Source organism: Flavimaribacter sediminis (assembly GCF_019492055.1).
Lineage (GTDB): Bacteria > Pseudomonadota > Alphaproteobacteria > Rhizobiales > Rhizobiaceae > Flavimaribacter > Flavimaribacter sediminis.
This window is the reverse complement of record NZ_JAICBX010000009.1, coordinates 37,828-50,386: the sequence shown is the minus strand read 5'-3', so window position 1 is coordinate 50,386 and position 12,559 is coordinate 37,828. Positions and strand designations below refer to the sequence as shown.

At 61.4% G+C, this 12,559-nt stretch carries 16 protein-coding genes and 1 tRNA gene; 12 read left to right on the top strand and 5 right to left on the bottom strand.

The features are described 5' to 3' along the window. Positions 1-95 precede the first annotated feature (95 nt). Positions 96-181, bottom strand: a tRNA-Leu gene (locus tag K1W69_RS26640). A 154-nt stretch (positions 182-335) separates the two neighbouring features. Here K1W69_RS26640 and K1W69_RS26635 point away from each other — a divergent pair. Then, on the top strand, positions 336-917 hold the full coding sequence (locus K1W69_RS26635) for a YqaA family protein (protein ID WP_220231533.1): 582 nt from the start codon (positions 336-338) through the stop codon (positions 915-917). Between the two features lie 10 nt (positions 918-927). Next, positions 928-1,443: a disulfide bond formation protein B gene (locus K1W69_RS26630; protein ID WP_220231532.1), complete on the top strand. Its 516-nt coding sequence runs from the start codon at positions 928-930 to the stop codon at positions 1,441-1,443. A gap of 9 nt (positions 1,444-1,452) precedes the next feature. Here the strand turns inward: K1W69_RS26630 and K1W69_RS26625 are convergent, their stop codons facing one another. Then, a complete protein-coding gene (locus tag K1W69_RS26625; protein WP_220231531.1) occupies positions 1,453-2,010 on the bottom strand; it encodes an HNH endonuclease in 558 nt (185 codons plus the stop codon). A 137-nt stretch (positions 2,011-2,147) separates the two neighbouring features. Then, the gene (locus K1W69_RS26620; protein ID WP_220231530.1) at positions 2,148-2,798 is read right to left on the bottom strand and encodes a DNA-3-methyladenine glycosylase family protein; all 651 of its coding nucleotides are present in this window, start codon (positions 2,796-2,798) and stop codon (positions 2,148-2,150) included. A 69-nt stretch (positions 2,799-2,867) separates the two neighbouring features. Between K1W69_RS26620 and gluQRS the strand changes: the two genes are divergently transcribed. Beyond that, positions 2,868-3,794: a tRNA glutamyl-Q(34) synthetase GluQRS gene (gluQRS, locus tag K1W69_RS26615; RefSeq protein ID WP_220231529.1), complete on the top strand. Its 927-nt coding sequence runs from the start codon at positions 2,868-2,870 to the stop codon at positions 3,792-3,794. Here gluQRS and K1W69_RS26610 read toward each other — a convergent pair. Both K1W69_RS26610 and K1W69_RS26605 read right to left on the bottom strand, forming a co-directional pair. Beyond that, positions 3,774-4,064, bottom strand: coding sequence for a hypothetical protein (locus K1W69_RS26610; RefSeq protein ID WP_220231528.1), 291 nt, complete (start codon positions 4,062-4,064; stop codon positions 3,774-3,776). The genes gluQRS and K1W69_RS26610 overlap by 21 nt on opposite strands. A 109-nt stretch (positions 4,065-4,173) precedes the next feature. Continuing rightward, positions 4,174-5,025 (bottom strand): YihY/virulence factor BrkB family protein, encoded by an 852-nt coding sequence (locus K1W69_RS26605; protein WP_220231560.1) that lies wholly within the window; start codon positions 5,023-5,025, stop codon positions 4,174-4,176. A gap of 131 nt (positions 5,026-5,156) precedes the next feature. Between K1W69_RS26605 and K1W69_RS26600 the strand changes: the two genes are divergently transcribed. The 9 genes from K1W69_RS26600 (at position 5,157) to K1W69_RS26560 (ending at position 12,559) form a co-directional block, all read left to right on the top strand. Beyond that, complete coding sequence (locus K1W69_RS26600) at positions 5,157-5,990, top strand: SDR family oxidoreductase (protein WP_220231527.1); 834 nt, start codon at positions 5,157-5,159, stop codon at positions 5,988-5,990. A gap of 48 nt (positions 5,991-6,038) precedes the next feature. After that, positions 6,039-6,236 carry a twin transmembrane helix small protein gene (locus K1W69_RS26595; RefSeq protein WP_220231526.1) on the top strand — a complete coding sequence of 66 codons (198 nt, stop codon included), beginning with the start codon at positions 6,039-6,041 and terminating at the stop codon, positions 6,234-6,236. Between the two features lie 57 nt (positions 6,237-6,293). Continuing rightward, positions 6,294-6,872 carry a cob(I)yrinic acid a,c-diamide adenosyltransferase gene (locus K1W69_RS26590; RefSeq protein WP_220231525.1) on the top strand — a complete coding sequence of 193 codons (579 nt, stop codon included), beginning with the start codon at positions 6,294-6,296 and terminating at the stop codon, positions 6,870-6,872. A gap of 7 nt (positions 6,873-6,879) precedes the next feature. Continuing rightward, entirely contained in the window at positions 6,880-7,638 is a 759-nt protein-coding gene (locus tag K1W69_RS26585; RefSeq protein WP_220231524.1) for a rhomboid family intramembrane serine protease, read from the top strand. Between the two features lie 216 nt (positions 7,639-7,854). Continuing rightward, positions 7,855-8,604, top strand: a complete 750-nt coding sequence (locus K1W69_RS26580) for an electron transfer flavoprotein subunit beta/FixA family protein (RefSeq protein WP_220231523.1) — start codon at positions 7,855-7,857, stop codon at positions 8,602-8,604. A 16-nt stretch (positions 8,605-8,620) separates the two neighbouring features. Further along, on the top strand, positions 8,621-9,550 hold the full coding sequence (locus K1W69_RS26575) for an electron transfer flavoprotein subunit alpha/FixB family protein (protein WP_220231522.1): 930 nt from the start codon (positions 8,621-8,623) through the stop codon (positions 9,548-9,550). A 96-nt stretch (positions 9,551-9,646) separates the two neighbouring features. Next, a complete protein-coding gene (locus tag K1W69_RS26570) occupies positions 9,647-10,528 on the top strand; it encodes a 3-hydroxybutyryl-CoA dehydrogenase (protein WP_220231521.1) in 882 nt (293 codons plus the stop codon). 66 nt (positions 10,529-10,594) lie between these two features. Then, positions 10,595-12,016 (top strand): TrkH family potassium uptake protein, encoded by a 1,422-nt coding sequence (locus K1W69_RS26565; protein WP_220231520.1) that lies wholly within the window; start codon positions 10,595-10,597, stop codon positions 12,014-12,016. A gap of 72 nt (positions 12,017-12,088) precedes the next feature. Next, complete coding sequence (locus tag K1W69_RS26560) at positions 12,089-12,559, top strand: thioredoxin family protein (protein ID WP_220231519.1); 471 nt, start codon at positions 12,089-12,091, stop codon at positions 12,557-12,559.

Here is a 12,559-nt window from a genome sequence, read left to right as displayed (position 1 = left end):
TACATGGAAAATGGAGGATATTCATGGCCCGGCCCGGCTCGAGTTCACTTGCAAGGCGCCAGTCGCCGCCGATCGCTCCGGTTACAATGCAGGGATGGTGCGGGTGGTCGGACTCGAACCGACACGTCCAAAGGACACCAGATTTTGAGTCTGGCGCGTCTACCAGTTCCGCCACACCCGCCTGGTGCCTGTCGGCTGATACCGGAGCCGCAATATACGAAGCATCAACCGTTGGTCAACTTGCTTTTGCCGCGATTGCCTGCAAAGAGCGCAAGGCGGTTTACCGGGCCGCCGATTAGTCATAAAAGCATCCCCGTCCACTGGAACCCGCACGGATGATCAGACGCCTCTACGACTGGACCATGTCGCTTGCACGAACCCGCTATGCGAAGGCCGGGCTCGCCGGCGTGTCGTTTGCGGAAAGTTCGTTCTTTCCGATTCCGCCCGATGTCCTGCTCATTCCGATGGTTATCGCCAACCGCAAGGACTGGTGGCGGCTCGCCCTGCTGTGCACCTTCGCGTCGGTGCTCGGCGCCATGCTGGGTTACGCAATCGGCAAGTTCCTCTTCGACGCGATCGGCGAACCGATCCTGCATTTCTACGGCAAGGAAGACGCGTTCACCGAGATCACCGACTGGTACAATACGTGGGGCGGCTGGGGCGTGCTTTTTGCCGCTGTTACGCCGTTTCCCTACAAGGTGCTGACGATCTTCTCCGGCCTCACCGGCCTGAATTTCCTGACATTCGTCATAGTCAGCGTCGTCGGCAGGAGCCTGCGCTTTTTTCTGGTCGCATTTCTGCTGTATCGTTTCGGCGCGCCTATTCAGGCCTTCATCGAAAAATATCTCGGCCTGCTGTTCCTGCTGTTCATGATCATCCTGATTGGCGGCTTCGTCGCAGTCCGCTACGTGTTTTGAGGTTCCCGCCATGTCGAGATTGACCGCCCCTGTGGACCGCAGCGCCGCGCCCCTGTTGCTTGCAGCAGGGATCGCCATGGCGGCGGTCGTGGGATCCGCGCTCGGCTTCGAACACATAGGCGGCTATATCCCCTGCGCCCTGTGCCTGGAACAACGCACGCCCTACTACATCGGCGCGCCGCTGATGGTTCTCTCCGCCCTGTCGGCCTGGCTGAAACTGCCGGCGATCATCACCCGCGTTCTGGCCCTCGCCGGTGGGCTGCTCATGGTCTATGGCGCAGCCCTCGGCGTCTATCATTCCGGCGTCGAATGGGGCTGGTGGCCGGGTCCGTCGGGATGCAGCGGCGTCGCCGGCGGCGCAACGGACGCGGGCAGCCTGCTCGACGATCTCAACGCCATCAAACCACCCTCATGCGACGAGGCGGCGCTGCGGATTTTCGGATTGTCGCTGGCCGGCTGGAACGTGCTGGCAAGCGCTGTGCTCGCCTGGTTCTCGCTGCGCCTGGCCTTCGGGCGCAGAGACTGACCGGAACTGTTACGGCTCCAGTTCGACGTCCCAGTAGAGATAGTCCATCCAGCTTTCGTGCAAATAGTTGGGCGGAAACTGCCGGCCATTGTTGTGCAGGTCGTGCACTGTCGGATGATAGGGCTTCTGCGACGGGAACATCCGCGCTTCCTGCGGCATCTTTCCGCCCTTCTTCAGATTGCACGACGAGCAGGCGGCGACGATGTTCTCCCAGGTCGTCTCTCCGCCAAAGCGGCGCGGCACCACGTGGTCGAAGGTCAGGTCGTGTTCAGCGCCGCAATACTGGCAGCGAAACCGGTCGCGCAGGAACACGTTGAAGCGTGTGAAGGCCGGGTGCCGGCTGGGTTTGACGTAGCTCTTGAGGCACACCACGCTCGGCAGGGCCAGCGACATGCTTGGAGAGGAGACGCGGAAGTCGTACTCCGCAAGAATGTTGACGCGGTCGAGGAAGACGGCCTTGATCGCGTCCTGCCAGGACCAAAGCGACAAGGGGTAGTAACTCAGAGGCCGGTAATCGGCGTTCAAAACAAGTGCCGGTAGTGAATCCGGCGATACAGCTACTGTCACCTCACTCTCCTGAGTGATTCGCACGTTGATTATGGTATATTAGGCCTGTTGTTACAGGATTGTGAAGTTATCTCAGGAATATAAAGCAGGGAAGCGATATCGCGCGTTGGTTCCGCGCGCGCCCTTGTACTGTCCTTTCACGCCGGGATGACGTCCGCGCGCCGCATCTCCGTCGCATAGTAGGCCCAGAACAGTCTGGCGGCGACGCCGCGCCAGGGGCTCCACTCCTCCGACAGCGCATAGAGCTGCTTCTGCGTTGGCCGGTCAGCAAGACGCAAGGCGTGCGCGACGGCGCTCTGTAACGCCACGTCTCCGGCCGGAAATATGTCCGCGTGCCCGGCGCAGAACAACAGATAGACCTCCGCCGTCCACCGGCCGACACCCTTGATCGCAACCATGGCCGCGATGGCCTCTTCGGCAGGGACGCGGCAAAGATCCTGCGGATCGAGCGCGCCTGACAGCACGGCGTTCGCCGCCGCTCGAAGCGTGGTTTCCTTCGCGCGCGACAGGCCGATCGCCCGGCATTGCAGATCGGTGAGCGCAGCGACGCGGGCCGGCGCTGCGCCCCCGGTCTGATCCGCCAGCCGCCCCCAGATCGCGGCGGCGCTGGCCTTGGAGACCATCTGCGCGACGATGATCTGCGCGAGACCGGGAAACCCCGGATCCTGCCTGCGCAGCGGCGTAGACCCCGCCTTCCGGCGCACCTCCAACAATCTCGGATCGGCCGCGCAAAGCGCATCGAGACCGGTCTCGATATCGGTTTTGCTGGCAATGACAGTGAAATCCATTATTGCTTGAACCCGGCGTCCGGTTGCGCGTTATCCGAACGAACCATAGCACGGCAAGACAGAGAGCACATGACGAACCGCCAGGTCTTCCGCTTTGCGCCAAGTCCGAATGGCGAACTCCATCTCGGCCATGCCCTGTCCGCATGTCTCAACCGGCGAATGGCGGACCGGTCCGGCGGTGTGATGCTGTTGCGGATGGAGGATATCGACCAGGCCCGCTGCACGCCCGCTTTCGAGCGCCAGATCGCTGAGGATCTGCAATGGCTCGGGATCGGATGGGACAGTCCGGTTCGGCGCCAGAGCGAGCACTTCGACGCATACCGCTCAGCCCTTTGCAGATTGGACGACATGGGGCTCGTCTATCCGGCCTCGATGTCGCGGCGGGAAATTCGCGAGCATGTTGAAGCCGTCGAAGCCAGGGGCGGGCACTGGCCGCGCGATCCCGACGGGCAGCCGCATTATCCGGGTCTTGAACGGGACGCCTCGAAGGCCGAACGCGACGTGCTGACCCAAAGCGGTCGCCCCTACACCTTGCGGCTCGACATGGCGCAGGCTGTGGCCAGCGCCGGCGGGAATCTGGCCTGGAATGAACTGGGCTCCGGCCCGGACGGCGCGCGCGTCGTTCTTCAAGCCGACCCCGCAAGCTGGGGCGATGTCATACTGGCGCGCAGCGACACGCCCACCAGTTACCACCTGTCCGTCGTCATGGACGACGCAGAACAAGAAATCACGGACGTCGTGCGTGGACAGGATCTTTTTCACGCAACCGCGGTCCATCGCCTGCTGCAGCGATTGCTGGACCTGCCCGAGCCCCGATATCAACACCACGCACTGCTGCTGGGGCCGGACGGAAAGAAGCTGTCGAAAACCCATCGCGATCGTTCGATCCGCGCCATGCGCGAAGCTGGCCTGTCGCCCCGCGACGTCTTGGACGCAATGGAAGACGCCCCGCGCTCCGGCGGCGTCGAGACCGCGTCAGTCCACCTTCAGGAATAGATATTTCAGGATCGCGAGCAGCATCAGCGCCGAGAAGGAGCCGATGATCGCCGCTCCGCCCAGAATTTCCATGTGGATCGTGCTAAGATTGAGCAGATCAGCGGAAAAGATGCCGATGAACAGGCCCGTAATCAGCACCAGCATATTGCCGAGAACCCCGAAACCGGCGCGGCCCATCACGCCGTCCATGGCGTGACCGACAAAGAAGCAGGCCATAACGCAGCCTGCCAGCAATCCGTAAAGCACTTCGTCGGACATTTGAGCGGACATTGAAACCTCTCCATAACCTCAGGCAGGACCCGCCGCCCGGATGTCCTGCTCACAGGCGTACATCATGGCGTAAATCCTTAAAGACAGGTTTGCCGAAATCGCTCGCATTTTATGAATTGCGGCGTTCGTCTTCCCGCGCCTCGATGAGGATCGACGCATTGAGTTCGGCGCCGAGAATGAAGATCGCCCCGATGATGTAGAGAAAGATCAGCGCGATCATCAGCGACGTCAGACCCGCATAGGTGCTGAAATAGTTCGCAAAAGTCTTCAGATAGGCCGCGAAGATCATCGAGCCGACAATCCACAGCACGAACGTGACGACGATGCCCGGCAGGATGGAAAAGATGCTGCGTTGGCCTGCAGGCAGCCATTTGTGGGACACGATGAGTCCGATCAGCAAAACGGCCGCTGCAATGATCAGCCGCCAGTCCTTGATCAGCGCGATCAGTTTGCCGGCGGCGGGAACATACTTTTCCAGCAGCGTTTCGGCGAGCGGCGCAAGCACGAGAAGAAAGCTGATCGCCATCATCAGCACTGTCGCGACAAGCACGAAACCGAGACTTTGCGCGCGGGTAAAAAAGATCGAGCGCGTGTCGCTGACCCGGTAGGCGCGGTTGAGCGCGACCCTCAGCGCCTCGACCCCGTTGGAGGCGAAGAAGAAGGCGGCGGCGACGCTGATCGTCAGAAGGCCCCCGCGATTCACGGTCAGCACGTCCATCACCTCGCGGGAAATCGGATCGGCGACCCGCGACGGCCAGGTGTCGAAAATCAGATGCACCGCAGTCTCGGCGAAGGCGTGCGCGCCCAGAAAACTCGCCAGCGACGTGGCGAATATAAGAAACGGAAACAACGCCATCAGGGAAGACAGGGCGACATGGCTCGCCATGGCCCAACCATCATCGTTATTGAAATGGCGAACTGCGCCCGAAACAATCCGCCAATACCGCTTCCAGTCCATGATTCGACCTTCGATGCCTGCCGCCATTTGCCGCACACAAGACGCCCATAGTCAAGCAGGCGCGTGTTGCCATGGCATTGACATCCCGGCGACTTCGCCGGACGAAGGGCCGGACAAACATAACGGAAGTCGCCATGGCGCAAGAAAGATCGATCCTCGTTACCGGTTGCTCCTCGGGCATCGGCGCCTGGTGCGCGCGGGCGCTCAAGGCCGATGGCTGGCGCGTCTTCGCCACCGCGCGCAAGCCGGACGACATCAAAGCTCTGACAAGCGACGGCCTGGAGGCGCTCTATCTCGACTACGCAAGGCCGCAGAGCATCGCCGACGCCGTCGACAAGGTGCTGGACATGACCGCAAACAGGCTCGACGCGCTGTTCAACAACGGCGCCTACAGCCAGGTGGGCGCCGTGGAGGATCTGCCTGTCGAGGCCCTGCGGGAGCAGTTCGAGGCGAATTTCTTCGGCTGGCACGACCTGACCCGCCGCGTCATACCGGTCATGCGCGATCAGGGCCACGGCCGGATCGTGCAATGTTCTTCAATCCTGGGCCTCGTTCCGATGCGCTATCGCGGCGCCTACGCCGCCTCCAAGGGCGCGCTTGAGGCGCTGTCGATAGCGATGCGCTACGAACTCGACGGCACCGGCGTCGAGGTCAGCCTCATAGAACCCGGGCCGATCGAATCGAAGATCGCCGTCAACGCATTGCCTTATGTCGCCAAATATATCGACATTGAATCCTCCGTTCACCGGAAAGACTACGAGGCGCAGTTGGAGAGGCTGCGTCAGGGCGGCGTGAAAAACCGGGCCAAGCTCAAGCCGGACGCGATCTATCGCGTCCTGCAGCACGCGCTTGAAAATCCACGGCCGAAGCCGCATTACATTGTCACCACGCCGGCGAGGACCGGCGTCATTTTGAAGCGGCTGCTTCCGGCGCCCCTTTTCCACGCCGTCTTGAAAAGCCGGTCATAACTGTTACATGGCCCGAACAGCCGCACGCCACATTAAAACGGACCAGTCATGTCGACCTTCCTCTACTTCACCATACTCGTTGTCATGGGAGCGGTGGTCCTTGTTCTCGTTCGCGGCCTGATCAACATGATGCGCGGCGGCGACGGAAATTTCTCCAACAAGCTGATGCAGATGCGCATCATATTGCAGTTCGTCGCGGTCGTTCTTATTGTCGCCTTTCTCTGGATAACCGGCGGCGGTCGCTGACGCGTCAGCGACGGCGCCTGGAACTCCGGGAAAAACGGATAGGGACGGTAGGCGCAAGTGGTCAAACTCAACAAAATCTACACAAGGACCGGCGATGACGGCACAACCGGCCTCGGCGACGGCGCGCGCCGTCCGAAATACGATCTGCGCGTCGAGGCCTACGGGTCCGTCGACGAGGGCAACAGTTGCATAGGCATGGCGAGACTGCATACCGGCCAGTTGCCGGAGATCGACGCCATTCTCGCCCGCATGCAGAACGACCTGTTCGATCTGGGCGCCGATCTCGCGACGCCGGACACCGGCAGGAAGCTCGACTATGAGCCACTGCGCGTGACCGACCATCAGGTCGAGCGCATAGAGGCCGACATTGACGCGTTGAACGCCCGGCTGGAGCCGCTGAAATCGTTCGTTTTGCCTGGCGGATCTCCGGCCTCCGCCGCCCTGCACCTTGCGCGCACCGTGATCCGCCGGGCCGAGAGGCTGATGGTCGCGCTTGCCGCGAAGGACGGCGAAATCGTCTCGCCGGCCGCCATAAAATACGTCAACCGGGCCTCCGACCTTCTCTTCGTCGCCGCGCGATGCGCCAATGACGACGGCCGCGGCGACGTGCTGTGGGTTCCCGGCAAGCACAGATAGGGCGGCCATGTTTATCCCGCTGCATGACCGCAACGGCCTGAAATATATCAGGATGCAGTACGTCACGCTGACCCTGATCATCGCGAATTGTGCGATCTGGATGGTGACGGCGGGCGCCGGCGCTGGCAGCGATTTCACCGCCGCCGCCATTCTCGGCCTCGGATATATACCGGCGGTCGCCAACGGCTACGCCGATCTGACGCCGGACCTCGTCCTCGTTCCAGAAGGCGCGACCTATCTCACCTACGCCTTCCTGCATGGCGATTTCCTTCATCTTGCCGGCAATATGCTCTTCCTCTGGGTCTTCGGAGACAACGTCGAAGACGCGATGGGCCATATCCGCTTCCTCGCTTTCTACTGTATCTGCGCAATCGCCGGCGCCGTGTTGCATGGCTATGTCGTGCCGGAATCCCAGGCGCCGCTCATCGGCGCGTCCGGAGCGATCGCCGGCGTCGTCGCCGCCTATCTCGTTCTGCATCCGAAAGTGCGGCTGTGGGTTCTCGCTTTCGGGCGTATTCCCCTGCCCCTGCCGGCCTGGATACCGCTCGGGATCTGGATCATTCTGCAGGTCGTGATGCTGTTCGGCGACAGCAGGGGCAACGTGTCCTGGGGCGCGCATATCGGCGGACTGGCCGCCGGCGCGGTTCTTGTCTTCCTGTTCAGGCGCCGCGCCGTCCCGCTGTTCGACCGGCGCATCGAAACGCCGCGCGCCGTCGTCGTCGAGGAGGACAAGCCGAAGGATCAACCGCGCTGGGGTCGCGGGTAGCGGCAAAATAGCCAAATCCGGTCCAAACCGATTGACGGAAACGGTCGCTTGCCGATATGTGACCCGCACGATAAACGCACCGAAATGCCCGTTTCCTGCATATCTGGCCGAATCTTGTACGATAATGTCGTCTTTCGGTCAGAAACAGGAAGAAGGGGCAGATAAGGCATATCGCGCCGAAAATGTGTCTCGGCGAGCTATGGGAAAGGGAAACGCATGAAGATCCTCGTGCCCGTGAAGCGGGTTGTAGACTACAACGTGAAGATCCGGGTAAAATCGGATGGCTCCGGCGTCGAGCTCGCGAATGTGAAGATGTCGATGAACCCGTTCGACGAGATTTCCGTCGAAGAGGCGATACGCCTCAAGGAAGCCGGCAAGGCCGAGGAAATCGTCGCCGTATCGATCGGGCCTGCGAAGGCCGAGGAAACTATCCGCACGGCGCTCGCCATGGGCGCGGACCGCGGTATCCTGGTGCAGACGGACGATCTGGTCGAGCCGCTGGCGGTCGCCAAGATCCTGAAGAGCATTGCCGAGGAAGAAAAGCCCGATCTCGTGATCGTCGGCAAGCAGGCGATCGACGACGACGCCAATCAGACCGGCCAGATGCTGTCGGCGCTGCTTGGCTGGAGCCAGGGCACCTTCGCCTCGGAAGTCGAGATCGGCGACGGCGTCGCCAGCGTCACGCGCGAGGTCGACGGCGGTCTGCAGACGGTCGAGATCAAGCTGCCGGCCGTTGTGACGACGGACCTGCGTCTCAACGAGCCGCGCTACGCCTCGCTTCCCAACATCATGAAGGCGAAGAAGAAGCCGCTCGACAAGAAGACGGTCGCCGACTACGGCGTCGACACCGCTCCGCGTCTCAAGGTTGTCGAGACGAAGGAGCCGGAGGGCCGCAAGGCCGGCGTGACGGTGGAAAGCGTCGCCGAACTGGTCGACAAGCTGAAAAACGAAGCCGGCGTGCTGTAAGAAAGGAACCATGACAATGACAACACTTCTTCTTGCAGATCACGACAATGCGGCCCTGTCTGACCAGACCGCGAAAGCGCTGTCGGCGGCAAAGGAAATCGGCGGCGACATCCATGTGCTGGTCGCCGGCAAGGGCGCCAAAGGCGTTGCTGACGATGCTGCAAAACTCGATGGCGTGACAAAGGTGCTGCTCGCCGAGGCCGACGAACTGGAAAATGGCCTTGCCGAACCGACGGCTGCGCTCATCGTTTCGCTGGCGGGCGACTACGATACGATCATGGCGGCGGCCACGACGAGCGGCAAGAACATCATGCCGCGCGTCGCCGCCCTGCTCGACGTGATGCAGATCTCCGACATCACCGACGTTGTGAGCGCCGACACCTTCAAGCGTCCGATCTATGCGGGCAACGCCATCCAGACGGTGCAGTCTTCCGATGCGAAGAAGGTGATCACGGTGCGCACGGCCGGCTTCCAGGCCGCCGGCGAAGGCGGCTCGGCTTCCGTCGAGAGCGTCGATGCTGCCGCGAACCCGGGTCTGTCGACTTTTATCGAAGCGAAGCTGTCCGAAAGCGACCGTCCGGAACTGACCTCGGCGAAGATCATCATCTCCGGCGGCCGGGCTCTCGGCTCCTCGGAGAAGTTCCAGGAAGTCATCCTTCCGGTCGCCGACAAGCTGGGCGCCGCCGTCGGCGCGTCCCGCGCGGCTGTCGACGCCGGCTACGCTCCGAACGACTGGCAGGTAGGCCAGACGGGCAAGGTGGTCGCGCCCGACCTCTACATCGCCTGCGGCATCTCCGGCGCGATCCAGCATCTGGCCGGCATGAAGGACTCCAAGGTCATCGTCGCCATCAACAAGGACGACGAGGCGCCGATCTTCCAGGTCGCCGACTACGGCCTCGTCGCAGACCTTTTCGAGGCCTTGCCCGAACTGGAAAAGGCGCTTTGACGCCGACCAACAATCTGGAATAATTCCTTGGCCGGGCTGGACGTTGTCTTCCCGGCCATTTATTTTTGTTTCGCTTGATATTCACGGAAAACAGCCATGGGCAACGCAATTAAAACGGTCGGGATCATCGGGGCGGGCCAAATGGGCAGCGGGATCGCCCATGTCTGCGCCGTCGCCGGATATGACGTCAGGCTTCACGACATTTCGGAAGACCGCATCAAGGACGGCCTGGCCACCATCAACGGCAACATGGCGCGTCAGGTGTCGTCCGGAAAAATGGAAGACAAGGAACGCGAATCCGCGCTTTCGCGCATCCATGCCGCCCCTGCGGTCGCCGACCTCGCATCGCTGGACCTTGTGATCGAGGCCGCCACCGAAGACGAGACGGTCAAGCGCAAGATCTTCGCCAATCTGTGCCCTATCCTCAATCCGGAAGCGATCCTGGCGACAAACACGTCATCGCTTTCCATCACGCGGCTGGCGTCCTCCACGGATCGGCCGGAACGCTTCATCGGCATTCATTTCATGAATCCGGTTCCGATCATGAAGCTGGTCGAACTGGTGCGCGGCATCGCCACCGAAGACGTCACCTTCGAGGCGTCGCGCAATTTCGTCGGCTCGCTCGACAAGACCGTGACCGTGGCCGAGGATTTCCCGGCCTTCATCGTCAATCGCATCCTGCTGCCGATGATCAACGAGGCGATCTATACGCTGTATGAAGGCGTCGGCAGCGTCGAGGCCATCGACACGGCCATGCGGCTGGGCGCCAACCATCCCATGGGCCCGCTGCAGCTCGCCGATTTCATTGGCCTCGACACCTGCCTGTCCATCATGCAGGTGCTCTATGACGGCCTCGCCGATTCGAAATACCGGCCCTGTCCGCTACTGGTGAAGTATGTCGAGGCCGGCTGGCTCGGTCAGAAGACCGGGCGCGGCTTTTATGACTACCGGGGAGAAACCCCCGTTCCAACCCGCTGACCAAGCGCTCGCGGAGGCTTTGAAGCGCCAGAAATGACCGGGAACACGTATGGGAGGGAGGACTGAATGATCCAGACCCTCTCTGTGCTTCTCGGCATTCTGGGCGCGTCGATGCTCGTTCCGTGCGTGGTGGATTTCGCCGTCGGCAATCCCGACTGGCGGGTGTTTCTCGCCTCATCGCTCGCCGTTGTTTTTCTCAGCAGCCTTGTCTTCTTCGCAGCCCGACGCCAGACGCCGCACATATCGCGGCGTTCCGTGTTCGTGTTCGTGACGCTCGTGTGGGTCCTGTTCAGCACCGCCTCCGCCATTCCCTTTTTCCTGTCGGGCCTCGATCTGAGTTTTACCGACGCCTTCTTTGAAGCCGCGTCGGGTCTTACAACCACCGGATCGACAATTCTGACGGGACTGGACGAGATGCCGCCCGGCATTCTTCTCTGGCGTTCGATCAACCAGTGGATCGGCGGCCTCGGCATCGTCGTTCTCGGCATTTCCATGCTGCCTTTCATGCGAAGCGGCGGTCAGCAGATGTTTTCTCTGGAATCCTCCGACACCGCCGACAAGCCGTTTCCGAAAACCGAGCAATACGCCGAGCGGATCCTGCTCATCTATGTTGCGCTGACGCTTACCTGCACGATCGCCTACCGCTTTCTCGGCATGTCCAGCTTCGAGGCGTTCAATCACGCCATGACGACGGTGTCGACCGGCGGCTTCTCGACCTCGGACGAGTCCATGGGCCACTTCGCTACAAACGGAATGTTGATTGCCTCCACGATCTTCATGTTCATCGGCGGCGTTCCGTTTCTCTTTCTCATCAGGCTCTCGACCGGGTCCTGGCAGGACGATGTCCAGATCCGCTACTATGTCGGCGTCATAGCCCTTACCACGCTGGCGATTGTCCTGTATCGCGCCGGATTCCATGCGGAGGCGGACATACATGACCTCGCGCCGGTGCTTTTCAACGTCGTTTCCGTGGTGACGACGACAGGGTTCGCATCGGAAGACTATCTGTTGTGGGGACCGGCCGCCGTCGGCGTCTTTTTCATCATCACCTTTGTCGGCGGATGCGCCGGATCGACAGCCGGCGGTTTCAAGCAGTTCCGCTTCGTCATCCTCCATCAGGTCGTCAACGCGACACTGAGCCGGCTTGTGCGGCCGAACTGGATCGTCATCGCGCGTTACGGCCAGCGTCGCATCGAGGATGAAGTCTCGACGTCCGTCATGATCTTTTCCTTTCTCTACGCAATCACATTCATCTTTTGCGCCCTGGCCTATTCTCTGATGGGCATGGATTTCGCCACCGCGACAAGCGCCTCCGCCACCGCGCTCGCCAATGTGGGTCCGGGCATCGGCGGCGTTATAGGTCCGGCCGGGAATTTCGCCGATCTGCCGGATCTCGCCAAATGGATGCTGGCTGGCGAAATGATCATCGGCCGGCTGGAAATCATGTGCGTCTTTGCGCTTTTTATGCCAGCCTTCTGGCGCCGGTGAGAGTGCGCCGCCGGCGCGCATGAAGCCGGAAGTTGTGACAAATTGGCTTTCAGAATGTGGGGAACGCGTTTCATGACCAGAATATTTCTTGCAGCGATCGTGTTTGTCTGGGCGGCGACCGGCGCCTATGCCGACGCGCCCAAAATCGCCAATCGCTGGAACGGCGCGAATATCGACTGGAAAACATTCGATGACGGCCTGGCGGAGGCCCGCAGCACGAACAGGCCCATACTGGTCGTCTTCCACACGACCTGGTGCCCCCATTGCAGACGATACCGTCGTCAGTTCTACAACCGGTCGGTCGTCAAGTTGTCGAGATCGATGGTCATGGTGCTCGTCGACCGGGACACCGAGGCGGATATCAATGCGCGATACGGCGCCTATGGCGTCTATATCCCGCGAACAATGGTTCTGTCGCCGCGGGGTCGGCTCGTTTCCGGCCTCACAGGACGCTACAACGACTACCCTCATCTACTGGATACGGACTCTCCGGGCGATCTCCAGCGGATGATGAAGTCTGCGCTCGCGAAATACCCGGGATGA

Coding starts and splice junctions, on each gene's coding strand:
- K1W69_RS26570 (WP_220231521.1), top strand. CDS start 9,647: ATGGGCAACGCAATTAAAACGGTCGGGATCATCGGGGCGGGCCAAATG.
- K1W69_RS26560 (WP_220231519.1), top strand. CDS start 12,089: ATGACCAGAATATTTCTTGCAGCGATCGTGTTTGTCTGGGCGGCGACC.
- K1W69_RS26595 (WP_220231526.1), top strand. CDS start 6,039: ATGTCGACCTTCCTCTACTTCACCATACTCGTTGTCATGGGAGCGGTG.
- K1W69_RS26620 (WP_220231530.1), bottom strand. CDS start 2,798: ATGGATTTCACTGTCATTGCCAGCAAAACCGATATCGAGACCGGTCTC.
- gluQRS (WP_220231529.1), top strand. CDS start 2,868: ATGACGAACCGCCAGGTCTTCCGCTTTGCGCCAAGTCCGAATGGCGAA.
- K1W69_RS26585 (WP_220231524.1), top strand. CDS start 6,880: ATGTTTATCCCGCTGCATGACCGCAACGGCCTGAAATATATCAGGATG.
- K1W69_RS26575 (WP_220231522.1), top strand. CDS start 8,621: ATGACAACACTTCTTCTTGCAGATCACGACAATGCGGCCCTGTCTGAC.
- K1W69_RS26610 (WP_220231528.1), bottom strand. CDS start 4,064: ATGTCCGCTCAAATGTCCGACGAAGTGCTTTACGGATTGCTGGCAGGC.
- K1W69_RS26580 (WP_220231523.1), top strand. CDS start 7,855: ATGAAGATCCTCGTGCCCGTGAAGCGGGTTGTAGACTACAACGTGAAG.
- K1W69_RS26630 (WP_220231532.1), top strand. CDS start 928: ATGTCGAGATTGACCGCCCCTGTGGACCGCAGCGCCGCGCCCCTGTTG.
- K1W69_RS26565 (WP_220231520.1), top strand. CDS start 10,595: ATGATCCAGACCCTCTCTGTGCTTCTCGGCATTCTGGGCGCGTCGATG.
- K1W69_RS26635 (WP_220231533.1), top strand. CDS start 336: ATGATCAGACGCCTCTACGACTGGACCATGTCGCTTGCACGAACCCGC.
- K1W69_RS26600 (WP_220231527.1), top strand. CDS start 5,157: ATGGCGCAAGAAAGATCGATCCTCGTTACCGGTTGCTCCTCGGGCATC.